Source organism: Geomonas limicola (assembly GCF_014193675.1).
Taxonomy (GTDB): Bacteria; Desulfobacterota; Desulfuromonadia; order Geobacterales; family Geobacteraceae; genus Geomonas; species Geomonas limicola.
Map to the genome: position 1 here is coordinate 375,135 of NZ_BLXZ01000004.1, position 15,536 is coordinate 390,670.

At 62.9% G+C, this 15,536-nt stretch carries 16 protein-coding genes; 13 read left to right on the forward strand and 3 right to left on the reverse strand.

Annotated elements, in window-relative coordinates; all coding sequences use genetic code 11:
- Positions 1-71: 71 nt before the first annotated feature.
- The 7 genes from gcvT to H7688_RS12140 all read left to right on the forward strand — a co-directional run bounded on the left by gcvT (position 72) and on the right by H7688_RS12140 (position 6,986).
- The gene (gene gcvT, locus H7688_RS12110; protein ID WP_183361375.1) at positions 72-1,163 is read left to right on the forward strand and encodes a glycine cleavage system aminomethyltransferase GcvT; all 1,092 of its coding nucleotides are present in this window, start codon (positions 72-74) and stop codon (positions 1,161-1,163) included.
- Positions 1,164-1,220: 57 nt separating this feature from the next.
- On the forward strand, positions 1,221-1,595 hold the full coding sequence (gene gcvH / locus H7688_RS12115) for a glycine cleavage system protein GcvH (protein ID WP_183361376.1): 375 nt from the start codon (positions 1,221-1,223) through the stop codon (positions 1,593-1,595).
- Positions 1,595-2,932, forward strand: a complete 1,338-nt coding sequence (gene gcvPA / locus H7688_RS12120) for an aminomethyl-transferring glycine dehydrogenase subunit GcvPA (RefSeq protein WP_183361377.1) — start codon at positions 1,595-1,597, stop codon at positions 2,930-2,932. Before gcvH ends, gcvPA begins: the two co-directional genes overlap by 1 nt.
- Positions 2,923-4,362, forward strand: a complete 1,440-nt coding sequence (gcvPB, locus tag H7688_RS12125) for an aminomethyl-transferring glycine dehydrogenase subunit GcvPB (protein WP_183361378.1) — start codon at positions 2,923-2,925, stop codon at positions 4,360-4,362. The genes gcvPA and gcvPB overlap by 10 nt, the downstream gene beginning before the upstream one ends.
- Positions 4,363-4,623: 261 nt before the next feature.
- Positions 4,624-5,433, forward strand: coding sequence for a lipoate--protein ligase family protein (locus H7688_RS12130; protein ID WP_183361379.1), 810 nt, complete (start codon positions 4,624-4,626; stop codon positions 5,431-5,433).
- Positions 5,434-5,469: 36 nt separating this feature from the next.
- Positions 5,470-6,393, forward strand: coding sequence for a lipoyl synthase (gene lipA, locus H7688_RS12135; protein ID WP_281379472.1), 924 nt, complete (start codon positions 5,470-5,472; stop codon positions 6,391-6,393).
- On the forward strand, positions 6,390-6,986 hold the full coding sequence (locus tag H7688_RS12140) for a M23 family metallopeptidase (protein ID WP_281379460.1): 597 nt from the start codon (positions 6,390-6,392) through the stop codon (positions 6,984-6,986). Before lipA ends, H7688_RS12140 begins: the two co-directional genes overlap by 4 nt.
- 98 nt (positions 6,987-7,084) lie before the next feature.
- Here H7688_RS12140 and H7688_RS12145 read toward each other — a convergent pair whose 3' ends face one another.
- The gene (locus H7688_RS12145) at positions 7,085-7,609 is read right to left on the reverse strand and encodes a TlpA family protein disulfide reductase (RefSeq protein WP_183361382.1); all 525 of its coding nucleotides are present in this window, start codon (positions 7,607-7,609) and stop codon (positions 7,085-7,087) included.
- Position 7,610: 1 nt separating this feature from the next.
- On the reverse strand, positions 7,611-7,940 hold the full coding sequence (gene trxA, locus H7688_RS12150) for a thioredoxin (RefSeq protein WP_183354485.1): 330 nt from the start codon (positions 7,938-7,940) through the stop codon (positions 7,611-7,613).
- Positions 7,941-8,110: 170 nt separating this feature from the next.
- Between trxA and H7688_RS12155 the strand changes: the two genes are divergently transcribed.
- The 6 genes from H7688_RS12155 (at position 8,111) to hemB (ending at position 14,938) form a co-directional block, all read left to right on the forward strand.
- On the forward strand, positions 8,111-8,785 hold the full coding sequence (locus H7688_RS12155; protein ID WP_183361383.1) for a precorrin-2 dehydrogenase/sirohydrochlorin ferrochelatase family protein: 675 nt from the start codon (positions 8,111-8,113) through the stop codon (positions 8,783-8,785).
- Positions 8,782-9,597 carry a c-type cytochrome biogenesis protein CcsB gene (ccsB, locus tag H7688_RS12160; RefSeq protein WP_183361384.1) on the forward strand — a complete coding sequence of 272 codons (816 nt, stop codon included), beginning with the start codon at positions 8,782-8,784 and terminating at the stop codon, positions 9,595-9,597. The genes H7688_RS12155 and ccsB overlap by 4 nt, the downstream gene beginning before the upstream one ends.
- A gap of 63 nt (positions 9,598-9,660) precedes the next feature.
- Positions 9,661-10,965, forward strand: a complete 1,305-nt coding sequence (gene hemA / locus H7688_RS12165; RefSeq protein WP_183361385.1) for a glutamyl-tRNA reductase — start codon at positions 9,661-9,663, stop codon at positions 10,963-10,965.
- A 119-nt stretch (positions 10,966-11,084) separates the two neighbouring features.
- The gene (gene hemC, locus H7688_RS12170) at positions 11,085-12,041 is read left to right on the forward strand and encodes a hydroxymethylbilane synthase (RefSeq protein WP_183361386.1); all 957 of its coding nucleotides are present in this window, start codon (positions 11,085-11,087) and stop codon (positions 12,039-12,041) included.
- 187 nt (positions 12,042-12,228) lie between these two features.
- Positions 12,229-13,755, forward strand: coding sequence for a uroporphyrinogen-III C-methyltransferase (gene cobA / locus H7688_RS12175; RefSeq protein ID WP_371873176.1), 1,527 nt, complete (start codon positions 12,229-12,231; stop codon positions 13,753-13,755).
- A 163-nt stretch (positions 13,756-13,918) separates the two neighbouring features.
- Positions 13,919-14,938, forward strand: coding sequence for a porphobilinogen synthase (hemB, locus tag H7688_RS12180; protein WP_183361388.1), 1,020 nt, complete (start codon positions 13,919-13,921; stop codon positions 14,936-14,938).
- A gap of 170 nt (positions 14,939-15,108) precedes the next feature.
- Here the strand turns inward: hemB and H7688_RS12185 are convergent, their stop codons facing one another.
- The gene (locus tag H7688_RS12185; RefSeq protein WP_183361389.1) at positions 15,109-15,441 is read right to left on the reverse strand and encodes a cupin domain-containing protein; all 333 of its coding nucleotides are present in this window, start codon (positions 15,439-15,441) and stop codon (positions 15,109-15,111) included.
- Positions 15,442-15,536: the final 95 nt, after the last annotated feature.

A 15,536-nucleotide genomic window follows, 5' to 3' on the forward strand; every position in this document is an offset into this window, starting at 1 on the left:
AAGAATATTGTTTACAAAGAGGGATATTTTTCTTAAATTTGCGGCCAACCTGCAAAGAGGAGAATCCACCCATGGAAGATCTCAAAGCAACTCCGCTGCGCGAGCATCACGAGGGACTCAAGGCACTCATGGCACCCTTCGGTGGCTGGCTGATGCCTATCCAGTATGCCGGCATCATCGCCGAGCACAAGTGGTGCCGGGAAAAGGCGGCACTCTTCGACATCTGCCACATGGGTGAGTTCCTGTTTCAGGGTGATATCGTCGCCGACGGCCTGGACGACGTCTTCACCTTCTCGGTGCAGAACATCCCGGTCGGGCGCTCTCGCTACGGCTTCCTGCTCAACGAGCGCGGCGGGGTGATCGACGACCTCATCGTGTTCCGCCTTGCCCAGGACCAGGTGATGATCGTGGTGAACGCCGCCACCATCGACAACGACTTCGCCGTGATCCGCTCCCGCCTCAAAGAGGGGGCCAACCTGACCGACATCTCCCAGCGTACCGGGAAACTCGACCTGCAGGGCCCGCTTTCCCGCGAGGTGCTGGTCGAGCTCTTCGGGCCGGAAATCGGCAGCATCCCCTTCTTCAAATTCATCAAGACCACTATCCTGGGCGTCGAGGCCCTGGTGAGCCGGACCGGCTACACCGGCGAACTCGGCTACGAGATCTTCATCCCGGCACACAAGGCGGTGGAGCTCTGGGAACAGCTGCTCAAGGACCCGCGGGTAGCGCCTGCCGGCCTGGGGGCCCGCGACCTGCTGCGCCTGGAGGTAGGCTACTCGCTGTACGGCAACGACCTCGACGAAAACACCACACCGGTAGCCGCCGGACTGCGCAACTTCGTGAACCTCGACAAGGAGTTCGTGGGGAAAAACGCCCTGGTCGAGGAACAGCAGCGGGGCCCCGAGCGGGTCAAGGTGGCCTTCAAGGTCACCTCGCGCCGCTCGCCCCGGCACCACTACGAGATCTGGCGCGAGGGGGCAGCGGTCGGCACCGTCACCAGCGGCGCCTTCTCCCCCATGCTCGGCTGCGGCATCGGCCTGGGCTTCGTGACGCCGGACGCCTCCGCTCTCGGCACCAAGCTCTCCATCCGGCATGAGCGCGTCGAGATGGAAGCCGAGGTGGTCGAGCTTCCCTTCTACACCGGCGGCTCGCTGCGCGCCTAGCTCTTCTCATTTTGAAATCGTGATCGGCACTTAACCATACTCAACCGGAGGTTCACCATGTCCATGTATTTCAGCAAAGAGCACGAGTGGGTCAAGATCGACGGCAGCCAGGCAACCGTCGGCATCAGCGCGCACGCAGCCCACGAACTCGGCGACATTACCTTTGTCGAGCTGCCGCAGGTCGGCAAGACCTTGAAACAGTTCGACACCCTGGCGGGGATCGAGTCGGTGAAGGCCGCCAGCGACATCTACGCACCGGTGTCGGGCAAGGTCGTGGCGGTGAACGACAAGCTGGAGGACGCTCCGGAACTGGTCAACGAGAGCGCCGAGGAGGAGGGGTGGATCTGCCGGCTCGAGGTCGCCAATGCTGCAGACGTGAGTGCCCTCATGGACGCCGCCGCCTACGCCGAATACCTTAAAGGACTCGAGTAATGGGATACTGCCCGAATACCCCGGAGGAGATCCGGGACATGCTCGCCGTCATCGGCGCCTCCGGGGTCGCTGACCTCTTCGCGCCGATCCCTGAGGAGCTGAGGGCCAAGTCCTTCAACCTCCCCGCGGGGGTATCCGAGTTCGAGCTCATGGCGCTCATGCGCGAGAAGGCGCGCCAGGGCGGGACGGAGATCGTTCCCTTCATCGGCGGCGGCATCTACGACCACATCATTCCGGCGGCGGTGGATCACCTCTCCGGGCGCGCCGAGTTCTACACCGCCTACACCCCGTACCAGCCCGAGTGTGCCCAGGGGACCCTGCAGGCGCTCTACGAGTACCAGAGCGCGATCTGCCGGCTCACCGGGATGGAGGCTTCCAACGCCTCGCTCTACGACGGCGGCACCGCGCTTGCCGAGGCGGCGCTCATGGCGCTGCGTATCACGGGGCGCCACGCCGTGGTGCTGGACGGCTCGGTCAACCCGCTGCACCGCGAGGTGGTCTGCGGGTACCTGGCGAGCCTCGAGGCCGGCGTCTGCCAGCTCCCCCCCGCGGGGTGCGAGGTGGATCTCGCCGGGCTCATGAACTCCATCACCGAAGAGACCGCCGCGGTCATCGTGCAGCACCCGAACTTCTTCGGCAGCGTCGCCGATCTCACCGAACTCGCGAAAAAGGCCCACGAACAGGGCGCACTGCTCATCGTCTCCTGCTACCCGATAGCGATGGGGCTCTTGAAGAGCCCCGGCGAGATGGGGGCGGACATCGCGGTAGGCGAGGGGCAGAGCCTGGGGAACCCGCTCTCCTTCGGCGGTCCCTACTTCGGCTTCATCGCCACCCGCAAGCGCTTCATCCGCAACCTCCCGGGCCGCATCGTGGGCGAGACGGTGGACGCCCAGGGGCGGCGCGGCTACGTGCTCACCCTGCAGGCGCGCGAGCAGCACATAAAGCGCCACAAGGCGACCTCCAACATCTGCTCCAACCAGAGCCTGTGCGCCCTGCGCGGCCTGATCTTCGTGGCCTCCCTCGGCAAGAAGGGGTTTGCGGATCTGGCCCTGCTCAACTACGACAAGGCGGAGTACGCCAAATCGGTGCTGGGCGCGCTCAAGGGGGTGAGCCTCGCAAACGCAGCCCCCACCTTCAACGAGTTCACCCTGAAGCTCCCCAAGCCGGCCGCCGAGGTGGTTGCCCGCCTGCTCGATAGAGGGGTTGCCGCGGGCGTTCCGGTTGCCGGCTACTACCCGGGGCGCGAGGACGAGCTGGTGGTGACGGTCACCGAGAAACGGACCAAGGCGGAAATCGACGCACTGGCGGCACGACTCGAGGAGGCGTTATGGAACTGATCTACGAAAAGTCGGTGGCCGGCCGCAGCGGGGTCCGGATCCCGCTTTCCGACGTCCCCAAGGCCGCGCCGCTTCCCGAGGCGCTGCGCCGCACGGAGGCCGCCGGTTTTCCCGAGGTGAGCGAGCTCGACCTGGTGCGTCACTACACCAACCTCTCCCGGCGCAACTTCTCGGTGGACACCAACTTCTATCCTCTGGGTTCCTGCACCATGAAGTACAACGCCAAGGTGATGGAACAGGCCGGTGCGCTCTTCGTCGACTGCCACCCGATGCTGGCGCTTTTGCCCGGTGGCGAGAAATACGTGCAGGGGCCGCTGTCGCTGGTCCACGCCCTCGAGCAGCAGTTGGCCGAGATCACCGGCATGGATGAGGTGACCACCCAGCCCCTGGCCGGCGCCCACGGCGAGATGACCGGCATCATGGTGATCGCCGCCTACCACAAGGCGCGCGGCGAGAAGCGCAAGTACGTCATCGTTCCCGACTCCTCGCACGGTACCAACCCGGCGAGTGCCGCCATGGCGGGGTACGAGATCATCACCATCCCGACCGCCCCCTACGGCGACATGGACCTCGACGCCTACCGGGCCGCGATGAACAACGAGGTGGCGGCGGTGATGATGACCTGCCCCAACACCCTGGGGATCTTCAACCCGCACATCGCGGAGATCTGCGAGATCGCCCACCAGGCCGGCGCGCTCACCTACTACGACGGCGCCAACCTGAACGCCATCCTGGGGAAGGTGCGGCCGGGCGACGTCGGCTTCGACGTGATCCACGTGAACCTGCACAAGACCTTCGGCACCCCGCACGGTGGCGGCGGCCCGGGGAGCGGCCCGGTCGGCGTCAAGAAGGGGCTGATCCCCTACCTCCCGACGCCGCGGGTGGTGAAGAACGCCGATGGCAGCTTCGGAGTCGAGGCGCACCCGGAAGGGATCGGGCGGGTCTCCGACTTCTTCGGTAACTTCGGCATCATGGTGCGTGCCTACGGCTACATCACCCTTTTGGGGGGCGAGGGGCTCATCGAGGTGAGCGAGCAGGCGGTCTTGAACGCGAACTACATGATGGCGCGGCTGAAGGACGAGTACGAGCTCCCCTTCGACATGACCTGCATGCACGAGTGCGTCTTCTCGGCGGCTCGCCAGTTAAAGGACGGGGTGCACGCCCTCGACATCGCCAAGTACCTCATCGACCGCGGCTTCCATCCCCCCACCGTGTACTTCCCGCTCAACGTCAAGGAGGCGATCATGATCGAGCCGACCGAGACCGAGAGCAAGGCCACCATGGACGCCTTCATCGAGGTGATGCTCGAGGCGGCGCGCCTGACCCGGGAGAACCCGGACGCCCTGCACCAGGCGCCCGAGACCATGCCGGTCGGCCGCCTCGACGAGACCCGCGCGGCACGCGCCCAGCAGGTCTGCTGCGAAGGGTAGCCGGCAGGATTCCAGCAAACCAGAGCTCCGGAGGGTACACTCCTTCCGGAGCTTTTGCGTTGGGGCGGCGCTTGTGCCACCGTACGCTGCGCAATCCTCCTCGTTGCCAGATTCCGGCGCTAGAATCGTTCCGCCCCTCGGTGCCGGGGTGCCCTGGATTCCCTTGTAGTACCAGTCCCAAAATGCCGAAAAGCCTTTAAGTGAACGGTGGGCCTATGGTATCAATGAGAACTTGAAGCTTCCCCTGGAGGATTACCGCACATGTCGCACCCTGCGCCGCTGTGGCGCTTGATAGATGAAGGCCCCCTCGATGGGCCAGCCAACATGGCCCTCGACGAGGCACTCCTGGGGTGCTTCGATCCGCAGACCTCGCTGCCGGTACTCAGACTCTACGGCTGGGAACCCCCGGCCTTGTCGGTGGGGCGCTACCAGGATGCCACGGCGGCACTCGATCTCGCGCTCTGTGCGGCGGACGGGGTCCCGGTGGTGCGTCGCATGACCGGCGGCGGGATCATCTTTCACGCCGACGAGCTTACCTACAGCCTCGTCTGTTCGCCCGAGCAGGTGGGAGACGCCGCGGGGGTGAAGGAAGGCTTCCGCAGGTTGTGCGCCTTTTTGCTGGGGACCTACCAGAAGCTCGGTCTGGATGCCGCCTTCGCCACCGATGTGAGCCCGGCGGGAGCCGTCCTGGGGCAGCGCACCGCCTTCTGCTTCGCCGGGAAGGAGGATTTCGACGTCCTGGTGCGCGGGCGTAAGATCGGCGGCAACGCTCAGCGCCGGCTGCGCGGGGCTATCCTGCAGCACGGTTCGATCCCGCTTAAAAACCGGGTGCGGGACGGGCAGCGCTACCTGGCCGACCCGGCTTCCGGTCAGACCGACGCGGTAAGCCTCGCGGAACTGGGGCTTGTCCCCGAGACCGGAGCCCTGAAGGCGCTGCTCGTCGAGGCATTTCAGGAGCGCCTGGGGGTGGTCCTGCACCCCTCGACGTTGACCGACGCAGAACGCGCCCTCATGGCGGAGCTCGAACAGACAAAGTACCGCAACCCGGATTGGAACCTGGGCAAACCGTAGCGCCGGCTACTTTCCCGCGCCGCAGCTTCTCGCCAGATAACGCAAGGTAACTTCATGCAAATGACCCGCAAACCAGAATGGCTGCAGAAAAAGATCACCCCTTCGGCGCACGGCGCCATGGAGGGGCTGCTCAAGGAACTGAGCCTGAACACCGTGTGCCAGCAGGCGCGCTGCCCGAACATCACCGAGTGCTTCAGCAAGCACCAGGCGACCTTTCTCATTCTCGGGCGCATCTGCACCCGCCTGTGCGCGTTCTGCTCGGTGACCAAAGAGACCCCGCTGCCACTCGACCCCGGTGAACCGGCCAGCGTGGCGGAAGCGGTGCGACGGCTTGGCCTCACCCACGTGGTGATCACCAGCCCAACCCGCGACGACTTGCCGGACGGCGGCGCGGCGGCCTTCGCCGAGACGGTTGCCTGCATCCGGAAGGCCTCGCCGGGGACCAAGGCCGAGCTGCTCATCCCCGATTTTCGCGGCGCGGAGGCGCCCCTGGCGACCGTGATTGCCAGCGCGCCCGACATCCTGGGGCACAACCTGGAGACAGTTCCCAGGCTCTACGCCATCCGCTCCGGCGCCGATTACCAGCGCTCGCTGGAACTTCTTGCCCGGGCGCACCGGCTCAACCCGGAGCTTAAGACCAAGTCGGGGCTCATGCTGGGACTGGGCGAGGAGGAGAACGAGATCTTCGAGGTGCTCGAAGACCTGCTGGCCACCGGCTGCTCGTACTTAAGCCTCGGCCAGTACCTCGCACCCAGCAAGCTGCACCAGAAGGTCGAGCGTTTCGTGGAGCCCGAACTCTTCGAGGCCTACCGGCTGCGGGCGCTTGCCATGGGGTTCGCCCACGTGGAAAGCGGGCCCTACGTGCGCAGTTCCTACCACGCCGAACAGTACGGCGAGAGTGCGGGAGTTGCTTCGGTGTCGGCTGGATGTTGTGGAGACGGCGTGGAGGGGGGAGAGTGATCTCCGGGAGTGGGGTGGCAGGGAAGGGGAGCCGGCTTGCGGCGCGGTTTGCGCTGTGTGGCCTGGCTCTGCTTTTGACCCAGCCGCAGGTAGCGCTGGCCAGCCGCACGTCTCCGGTGGACGGCGGGGTGGTCACCTCCGGCGTCGGCTGGCGTCCCGACCCCTTTGGCAGCGGGCGCATGGTTTACCACAACGGGTACGACATCGCCGTCCCGCTGGGTACCAAGGTCTATGCCGTCGAGGCCGGCACCGTGTACTACGCCGGCACCTACCGCGGTTACGGCGAGATGGTGGCGGTGGACCATGGCAACGGCTACGTCACCATCTACGGCCACAACTCGAAGGTCTTGGTGAAGGTGGGGGACAAGGTCGACAGCAACACCGTACTGGCCTTGTCGGGAAGTACCGGCCGCTCCACCGGTCCGCACCTGCACTACGAGTTGAGGCACCTCGCGGGTTATCCGAAACCGCAGCGTCCTTCCTGGGAAGAGAATCTGGAAAAGGTGGTGGGAGACGCGGTGGAAAGCGCCATCAAAAAACAGCAGGCTCAAGGCGGCGGCGAGCCCTACCTCCCGGAGCCCGAGGGGGAGTAGGCGGGGCAACTCTCTGCTTTGTCTTAACCGTGCACAAAAAAAGGAGCGACCTGAGTCGCTCCTTTTTTCGTAGTTAGTGTCTGTTCAGCTCCAAACCTTTATTCGGCCAAGAGCCTCTTGATCGCTTCTTCCATGGCGTGGCCCGTTTGGTCCGAGTACCCCTGGAATTTTTCCGCCACCATCCCTTTCTTGTTGATCAGGTACACCGTCGGGATGGAGCGCAGGCCGTACTCGGTCTGCAGGTCTTCGCCTGCGATAGCTACCGGGTAGCTGATCTTGCGGTCGGCGATGAAGGTCTTGACGTCGCGCTCGGCACCTTCATCCACGCTGACTCCCAGGATCTGCAGGCCCTGCTTGCCGAACTTCTTGTTCAGCGCGTTCAAGTGCGGGATCGATTCTTTGCACGGGATGCACCACGTGGCGAAGAAGTCCATCACTAAGACGTAGCCTCTGTAATTGTTGAGCGTTACCGGCTGGCCGGATGTCGTGGTCAACTTGATGGCGGGGGCTTTGTCACCCTTTTGCAGGATGGCGGCTGCCGGCTGCGTCGAAAGAAGCAGGCCGGCAACCGCAAGCGGGAGTACTCTCAGCACAAACCTGTGCAACGGGATCAACCTCTTCATGTTAAAGCGCCTTCTTGATCAAAGCCTCCAGCTGAGTCTTCGGAATTGCGCCGACCACCTGGTCCAGCACCTTGCCGTCTTTCAGCAGAATCACGGTCGGAATGCCGCGCACGCCGTACTTGCCGGGGGTGGCGGGGTTGTCGTCGACGTTGACCTTGCCTACTTTCACACGGCCTTCGTACTCAGAGGCAATGCTATCGATGAGTGGAGCGATGGCTTTGCAGGGAGCGCACCAGGTAGCCCAGAAATCGACCAGGACCGGAATGTCCGACTGGAGCACTTCTTTTTCAAAGTTGTCGTCTGTGAATGTGCATACGTTTTCACTGGCCATTGAACCCTCTCCTTAATAAAAAAAGTGAGTACAACTATAAATGAGCGAGTAAAAAAAGCAAGGGGTAATTGGCTACCGCGCGGAGCCGCTTCCCTGTTGACTTGAGGCGCTCACTGCGCGATAGTGGCGCCTGTTCGGCGCACCTCTTTAATTCATTAACGGAGTTCTCCTTGCGCTATTATCCCATAAACCTGGACGTCAAAGATAGGGTGGTGGTGATCATCGGCGGCGGCGCCGTGGCGGCCCGCAAGGCGGTGCGTCTTCTTGCTGCCGGCGCCAAGGTGACCGTGGTTGCGCCGGGTCTTGCTCCGCGCCTGGCGGAACTTGCCGCGCAGGGGAGTCTCGTGCACCTGCCGCGCAGCTACCAGCCGGGTGACCTGGCCGGAGCGCTCCTTGCCTTTGCCGCCACCGACGCTCCCGAGGTGAACCGGGCGGTCGCCGAGGAGGCGCGCGCCCGGGGGGTACTGGTGGACCTGGTGGCGGATCCCCGGTCCGGAGACTTCACCACCCCTGCCGTACTCAGTCGCGGTGAACTCCTGATCACTGCCTCAACCTCAGGAGCAAGCCCTGGACTGTCACGGCGTATCATCGAGGAACTTGAACCACTCTTTGATGATGAATACGCTAAGTCAGTGATGCTTTTAGGTCGGGCCCGTGAAAAGCTGTTGACTGAAAAGGGGGGGACCGCATACAATGAGCGGGTTTTTGCCGTGCTGGAAGCCCTCGATCTTCATCAGCTCGTCAAAAATGGCCAGCTGGAAGTCCTGGACCAGATACTCCTGAAACTCTCCGAATCCGGGGCCGAACCGGGGCCGGAGGGGGCGATTAAAAAGGATCCGTCATGAATGCCTTGCTTTTCAACAGTACCCTGGTCATCTATGCAATAGCGACGATCCTCTACCTGAGCTGCCTGGTGAGAACGGAGCCGAAAGTAGGACGCACGGCACAGCTGGTCCTCGGCGCCGGCTTCCTGGTGCACATTGCCTACACGGTGGACCGCTACTTCGAGGCGGGACACACCCCGATCACCAACCTGCACGAATCCCTCTCGTTCTTCAGCCTGGCGACGGTCGGCATCTACCTTTTCTGCGAGTACCGCTACAAGGCCTACATCCTGGGTTCTTTCGTGACGCCGCTCGCGCTTTTGATCCTGGCCATCGCGGCGACCTTCTCCGGTATCGTTGCCCCGTTGAACCCGGCGCTCAAGAGCAAGTGGCTCACGGTGCACACCGTGGTCGCCTTCCTGGGCTACGCCGCTTTCGCCATCTCCTTCGGCGTCAGCATCATGTACCTGATCCAGAGCCACTTCCTGAAGAAACGCCGCCTGGGCCCCCTGTTCCAGAAGCTCCCCCCCCTGGATCTCCTGGATGCCATCAGCTACCGTTGCCTCACCTTCGGTTTCCCGCTGCTGACCTTTGCCATCATCTCCGGCGCCATCTGGGCGGAAACCGCCTGGGGCACCTACTGGAGCTGGGACCCCAAAGAGACCTGGTCGCTCATCACCTGGTTCATCTACGCGGCACTCCTGCACGGCAGGCTGACTACCGGCTGGCGCGGCCGGAAAGCGGCCATGCTCTCCATCGTCGGTTTCCTCATCGTCATTTTCACCTTCCTCGGCGTCAACCTCTTCCTTGGGGGGCTGCACAGTTACAAATAGAGTTGCGACAGATGACGCGGCAGCCGCGCTCGGTTGCAATTCTCTAGAAGGGGCAGGACGTTTATGAACATTATCGTGGTAGGGCTCTCGCATAAAACCGCCGCCGTAGAAGTCCGGGAAAAGGTTGCTTTCTCGCCTACCCAGATGGAGAAGCCGCTCCAGGCGGTGGTGGCGCTTCCGGACATCACCGAGGCGGTGATCGTCTCCACCTGCAACCGGGTGGAGATTTACGCCACCACGCGTGACGTCGCGGGCGGCATGGCGAGGCTCAAGCGCTTTCTGGCCGATTATCACAACGTGCCGCTCGAGATGCTGGAGAGCCACCTCTACAGCTATCACGGCGAGGACGCCACCCGTCACGTCTTCCGCGTCGCCTCGAGCCTCGACTCGATGGTGGTGGGCGAGCCGCAGATCCTGGGGCAGATCAAGACCTCTTACGGCTACGCCGCCGAGTACAAGAGCTCCGGGATCATCCTGAACCGGTTCCTGCACAAGGCCTTCTCGGTTGCCAAGCGTGTGCGCACCGAGACGAAGATCGCCTCCTCGGCGGTTTCGGTCGCCTTTGCCGCGGTGGAACTTGCCAAGAAGATCTTCGGCGAGCTCTCCGACAAGACGGTCCTCTTGATCGGTGCCGGCGAGATGTGCGAACTTGCCGCCAAGCACTTCATCAACACCGGCGTGCGCGGCGTGATGGTGACCAACCGTACCTTCGAGCGCGCCGAGAAGCTGGCCGAGGAGTTCTCGGCGAAGGCCGTGCGCTTTGACGATCTCTTCGACCACCTCCCCAAGGCCGACATCATCCTCTCCTCGACCGGTGCTCCGCACTTCATCATCCACGAGAAGGATGTCGAGGAGGTGCTCCGCCGCCGCAAGATGAAGCCGATGTTCTTCATCGACATCGCGGTGCCGCGCGACATCGATCCCAAGGTGAACAACGTCGAGAACGCCTACCTGTACACCGTCGACGACCTGAACGGCGTAGTGGCTACCAACCTCGAGCAGCGCAAAGTCGAGGCGGCCAAGGCCGAGGCGATCGTCGAGCAGGAGATCGGGCAGTTCTTCAAGTGGCTCTCTTCGCTGGAGGTTACCCCGACCATCGTGGCGCTCAGGAACCGTTTCGACGAGCTCAGGAAGGCCGAGCTGGCCAAGACCCTCTCCAACTGGAAGGATCTGCCGCCGGGTGCCGAGAAGAAGCTCGACGCGCTGATGAACGCCTACATGAACAAGCTGCTGCACCAGCCGACCAGCGTCCTGAAAAGGACCGATCCCGGCAACCGCAACGACCTGTACGTCGACGCCCTGCGCAACCTCTTCGACCTGGGCGACGCCGCCACCCCCCAGGAGGTCATGGTCGACCTCGAGGACTAGGTCCGTCGAGTTCAGGTAGTCCGGAGTTTTCCCTTAGGTCCTCGAGGTTCCCTGTGCCCCTCAGGTCCTTTACCGAGCAAAAAAACAACCGCATCACCAAAGATAAAGGAGAATCACCGATGGCGCTTAAAGAGCTGAGAATTGGAACCCGCGCGAGCCAGCTCGCGCTTTGGCAGGCAAACTGGGTGAAGTCCGAGCTTGAGAAGCGTTACCCGGATATGACCGTAACCCTCACCAAGATCAAGACCATCGGCGACAAGATCCTCGACGTGCCGCTGGCCCAGGTGGGTGGCAAAGGGCTCTTCGTGAAGGAGATCGAAGAGGCGATGCTGCGCGGCGAAATCGACATCGCGGTGCACAGCATGAAGGACGTCCCGACCGAATTTCCGGAAGGGCTTGGCCTTTACTGCATCACCGAGCGCGAAGATCCGCGCGATGCCGTGATCTCCAACGGCGTGAAGTTCGCCGACCTGCCCCAGGGCGCCAAGATCGGCACCTCGGCACTGCGCCGCCAGGCCCAGCTCCTGAAAGTGCGCCCGGACCTCGAGATGGTGATCATCCGCGGCAACGTGGAAACCAGGATGAAAAAGCTCGAGACGGAAGGGCTGGATGCCGTCATCCTGGCCGCTGCCGGCCTCAAGCGCCTGGGCTTTGCCGACCAGGTGACCGAGTACCTCGACACCGACCTGTCGCTGCCGGCCATCGGCCAGGGCGCACTGGGGATCGAGTGCAACCTCTCCAACGAAGCGGTGAAAGAGGCGATCGCCTTCTTCAACCATCCGGACACCGCACACGCCGTACGCGCCGAGCGCGCGCTGCTCTGGCGCTGCGAGGGTGGCTGCCAGGTACCCATCGCCGCTTTCGGCGAGGTTGCCGGCGACGAGCTGAAACTGACCGGCTTCATCGCCTCGGTGGACGGCAAGGTCTCCGTGAAAGGGACCGTCAGCGGCCCGGCCGTTGATTGCGAGAAACTGGGCGTGAAACTCGCCGAGCAGCTCCTTGCGGAAGGCGGCCACGCCATCCTCGCCGAGGTATACCAGCGCGAGGTTTCCCGCGAGAAGGAAATCCCGGTTTAACGACAAGCCTCACCACAGAGTCGCACAGAGGAAAAAACAAGGGAAATAACGAAACGCGTTTACCGGTTTTGGTGTTCCCCTGTGTTCCTCCGTGCCCCTCTGTGGTTAAAGCTTTTGACTTGTAACAGCAAGAGGCTAACGGCTAACCCCTTAGCCTTTTGCTGTTTTGCTCTGAAACAGGATGGCAATGGCAGGTTCTAAAAAAGGATACGTCTACCTGATCGGTGCCGGCCCGGGCGATCCCGGCCTCATCACGGTGAAGGGGCGCGAGTGTCTCGGCAAGGCGGAAGTCGTCCTCTACGATTACCTGGCCAACGGCGAGCTGCTGCGCCTGGCGCCCAAGGACGCCGAGCTCATCTACGCCGGCAAGGTCGGTGGCGAGCACAACCGGGCCCAGAGCCAGATCAATGATCTGTTGGTCGAGAAGGCGCTGCAGGGGAAGGTCGTGGCGCGCCTGAAGGGGGGGGACTCCTTCATCTTCGGCCGGGGCGGCGAGGAGTGCGAGGCGCTGGTGGCCGCCGGTATCGGCTATGAGGTCGTGCCGGGGATCACGGCGGGGGTGGGAGCTACCTGCTACGCCGGCATCCCGCTCACCCACCGCGCGGTGACCACGTCGGTCGCCTTCGTGACCGGTCACGAATCTCCCGGCAAGGCGAGCTCCGAGGTGGACTGGGAAGGGCTCTCGCTGGGGAGTGGAACGGTGGTCTTCTACATGGGGATCCGCAACCTTCCCAGCATCTGCCAGAACCTGATGGCCAACGGCCGGGCTCCCGAAACCCCGGTGGCCCTGATCCGCTGGGGAACCAGGCCCGAGCAGGAAGTCCTCACCGGCACGCTTGCCGACATCGCCCAGAAGGCGCAGGCCAAAGGGTTCAAGGCACCGGCCATCACCGTGGTAGGCGAGGTGGTAAACCTCAGGGAGCAGCTGCGCTGGTTCGACAACCGCCCGCTCTTCGGCCGTTCGGTCATGGTCACCCGCGGCGCCGACCAGGCCGGTGAGTTCTCCGGAAAGCTCGAGCGCCTGGGCGCCCGGGTTTATACCTGCCCCACCATCGAGATCGACGAGCCGTTGAGCTATGCCGAACTCGACGAGGCGCTCGCCGGGCTGAACAGCTTCGAGTGGATCGTCTTCACCTCGTACAACGCGGTGAAGTACTTCTTCGGCAGGCTGCACCAGCTGGGGCTCGACACCCGCGCCCTGGGTCGCAGCAGGGTCTGCGCCGTTGGTCCCAAGACCGCTGCCGCGCTCGAGCCCTACGGGATCAAGCCCGACCTGGTACCCGCCGACTACAAGGCGGAAGGGGTGGTGGCCGAGTTTGCCAAGCTGGACATCGCCGGCCAGTGGGTGCTCTTCCCCAAGGGAGATCGGGCACGCGAGGTGATACCTGAGGAATTGACCCGGATGGGGGCGCAGGTAATGGCGCCGGTCGCCTACCTGAACCGCACACCGGACCGGATCCCGGAAGAGTCGCTCGCCGCACTCGAGGAAGGGCAGGTCGCGTGCGTCACCTTCACCTCGTCGTCCACGGTGCAGAACCTCGCGAGCATCCTGGGCGAGAACCGTTTCCTGCACCTCATGCAGGGGGTGAAGGTCGCCTCCATCGGTCCGGTCACCTCGAAGACCTGCAGAGAGCTGGGGCTTGAGGTACACATGGAGCCGGCGGAGTACACCCTGGACGCTTTGGCGGCGGAGTTGGTGAAGTTTTCCTGGTAAAGGGAAAGGCACCTGACGGAGCCAGTCCCCCCTCACTGTCATTGTGTACTGGCACAGTCACCGCCTAATGGAGTACAATCAGTCATTTCCATACGAGCTTTATTGAACCAGCAGTAGTCGGTCCAGGCGGGTCTTACAGATACCCCACTGAAAGGAGAAAGCAATGTTCTACCCTGTGTACAGAGCGAGACGGCTTCGTGGTAAAGAGATCTTCAGGAACATGGTTCGGGAGACCTCGCTCTCCACGCACGACCTGATCTACCCTATGTTTTCCGCCTTCGGGAAAGGGATCAAGAAAGAGATCTCTTCCATGCCGGGCATCTATCAGCAGTCGATCGAGTACATCGTTGAAGAGGCGCAGCAGGCGTACGAGCTGGGCGTTCCGGCGGTGATCCTGTTCGGCATCCCCGAGCAGAAGGACGCCATGGGGAGCGATGCCTACTCCGATACCGGCATCATCCAGGAGACCATCCGCGAGCTGAAGAAGAACGTGCCGGGCCTCGCGGTCATCACCGACGTCTGCATGTGCGAGTACACCGACCACGGCCACTGCGGCGTGATCAAAAACGGCGACGTCGACAACGACGAAACCCTCGAGCTCCTGGCCAAGGAAGCCCTTTCGCACGCCCGCGCCGGCGCCGACATGGTCGCTCCCTCGGACATGATGGACGGCCGCGTCGCAGCCATCCGCGAGGCGCTCGACAACAACGGCTACAAGGACGTGCCGCTCATGAGCTACGCCGTGAAGTACGCTTCCGGCTACTACGGTCCGTTCCGTGAGGCCGCCGAGTCCACCCCGCAGTTCGGTGACCGCCGCTCCTACCAGATGGATCCGGCCAACCGGCTCGAAGCGATCCGCGAAGCCAACATGGACGTCGAGGAAGGCGCCGACATCCTGATGGTGAAGCCGGGCCTGCCGTACCTTGACATCGTGCGCGAAGTACGCAACGCCTTTAACCTGCCGGTAGCCGTGTACAACGTCTCCGGGGAGTACAGCATGATCAAGGCCGCCTCCAAGATGGGGTGGATCGACGAAGACCGCGTCGTGATGGAGACCATGCTCTCCTTCAAGCGCGCCGGCGCCGACCTGATCCTCACCTACCACGCCAAAGAAGTGGCTGCCCTGCTCAAGAAGGGGTACGAGGCTGCCGTCAAGGAGCGTTGCGGCTGCGGCTGCAGGTAGGCTGCTAGAGGCTTAACGACAAAAGACGCGGGGACCGCCGAGCCAACCCTTTCCTGGTTGCTCAGGTCTCCGCGTCTTTGTTTTTTCGCCCCTGGGATCGGTGACGCCCGGCTCAGGAGTTTGCAGCACCGCTCCCGCCAGGTTGCCAAGCAGGATTCACCATCCGTGCGCTAGGCCCTGATCATCACCAGCAGCATCTTGAAGCGGTTCACCGCGCGCAGCGAGTGCGGCTTGTTGGCCGGCATGACGATGATCTCGCCGGCACTCACCTTGTGCACGGTACCTTCTATGTTGATGTCGGCTTCACCATCGAGTACCTGGACGAAGGCATCGTACGGAGCGGTGTGCTCGCTCAACCCTTCCCCTGCGTCAAAGGCAAAGGCAGTGATGGTACCTACCGGCTTGTCGACCACCGTCCTGCTGACAACGGCACCGTCCTGGTAGCCGGCCAGATTCACCAGATTCATCTTCTCTCCAGTTGCCACACCTTTTTTCTCTGCCATTGTCATTCTCCTTGAGCTGAGTTCGTTGTCTATGATGGTACTGTAGCGCGCATTGACAGTGACGCAATTGATACAGATCAAGCAAATGGTAAAAT

Bases quoted from the DNA above. Each gene is read 5' to 3' on its own strand.
- gcvH (WP_183361376.1), top strand. From the start codon at position 1,221: ATGTCCATGTATTTCAGCAAAGAGCACGAGTGGGTCAAGATCGACGGC.
- gcvPB (WP_183361378.1), top strand. From the start codon at position 2,923: ATGGAACTGATCTACGAAAAGTCGGTGGCCGGCCGCAGCGGGGTCCGG.
- gcvT (WP_183361375.1), top strand. From the start codon at position 72: ATGGAAGATCTCAAAGCAACTCCGCTGCGCGAGCATCACGAGGGACTC.
- gcvPA (WP_183361377.1), top strand. From the start codon at position 1,595: ATGGGATACTGCCCGAATACCCCGGAGGAGATCCGGGACATGCTCGCC.
- H7688_RS12130 (WP_183361379.1), top strand. From the start codon at position 4,624: ATGTCGCACCCTGCGCCGCTGTGGCGCTTGATAGATGAAGGCCCCCTC.
- hemA (WP_183361385.1), top strand. From the start codon at position 9,661: ATGAACATTATCGTGGTAGGGCTCTCGCATAAAACCGCCGCCGTAGAA.
- H7688_RS12145 (WP_183361382.1), bottom strand. From the start codon at position 7,609: ATGAAGAGGTTGATCCCGTTGCACAGGTTTGTGCTGAGAGTACTCCCG.
- H7688_RS12185 (WP_183361389.1), bottom strand. From the start codon at position 15,441: ATGGCAGAGAAAAAAGGTGTGGCAACTGGAGAGAAGATGAATCTGGTG.
- cobA (WP_371873176.1), top strand. From the start codon at position 12,229: ATGGCAGGTTCTAAAAAAGGATACGTCTACCTGATCGGTGCCGGCCCG.
- trxA (WP_183354485.1), bottom strand. From the start codon at position 7,940: ATGGCCAGTGAAAACGTATGCACATTCACAGACGACAACTTTGAAAAA.
- ccsB (WP_183361384.1), top strand. From the start codon at position 8,782: ATGAATGCCTTGCTTTTCAACAGTACCCTGGTCATCTATGCAATAGCG.
- hemC (WP_183361386.1), top strand. From the start codon at position 11,085: ATGGCGCTTAAAGAGCTGAGAATTGGAACCCGCGCGAGCCAGCTCGCG.
- hemB (WP_183361388.1), top strand. From the start codon at position 13,919: ATGTTCTACCCTGTGTACAGAGCGAGACGGCTTCGTGGTAAAGAGATC.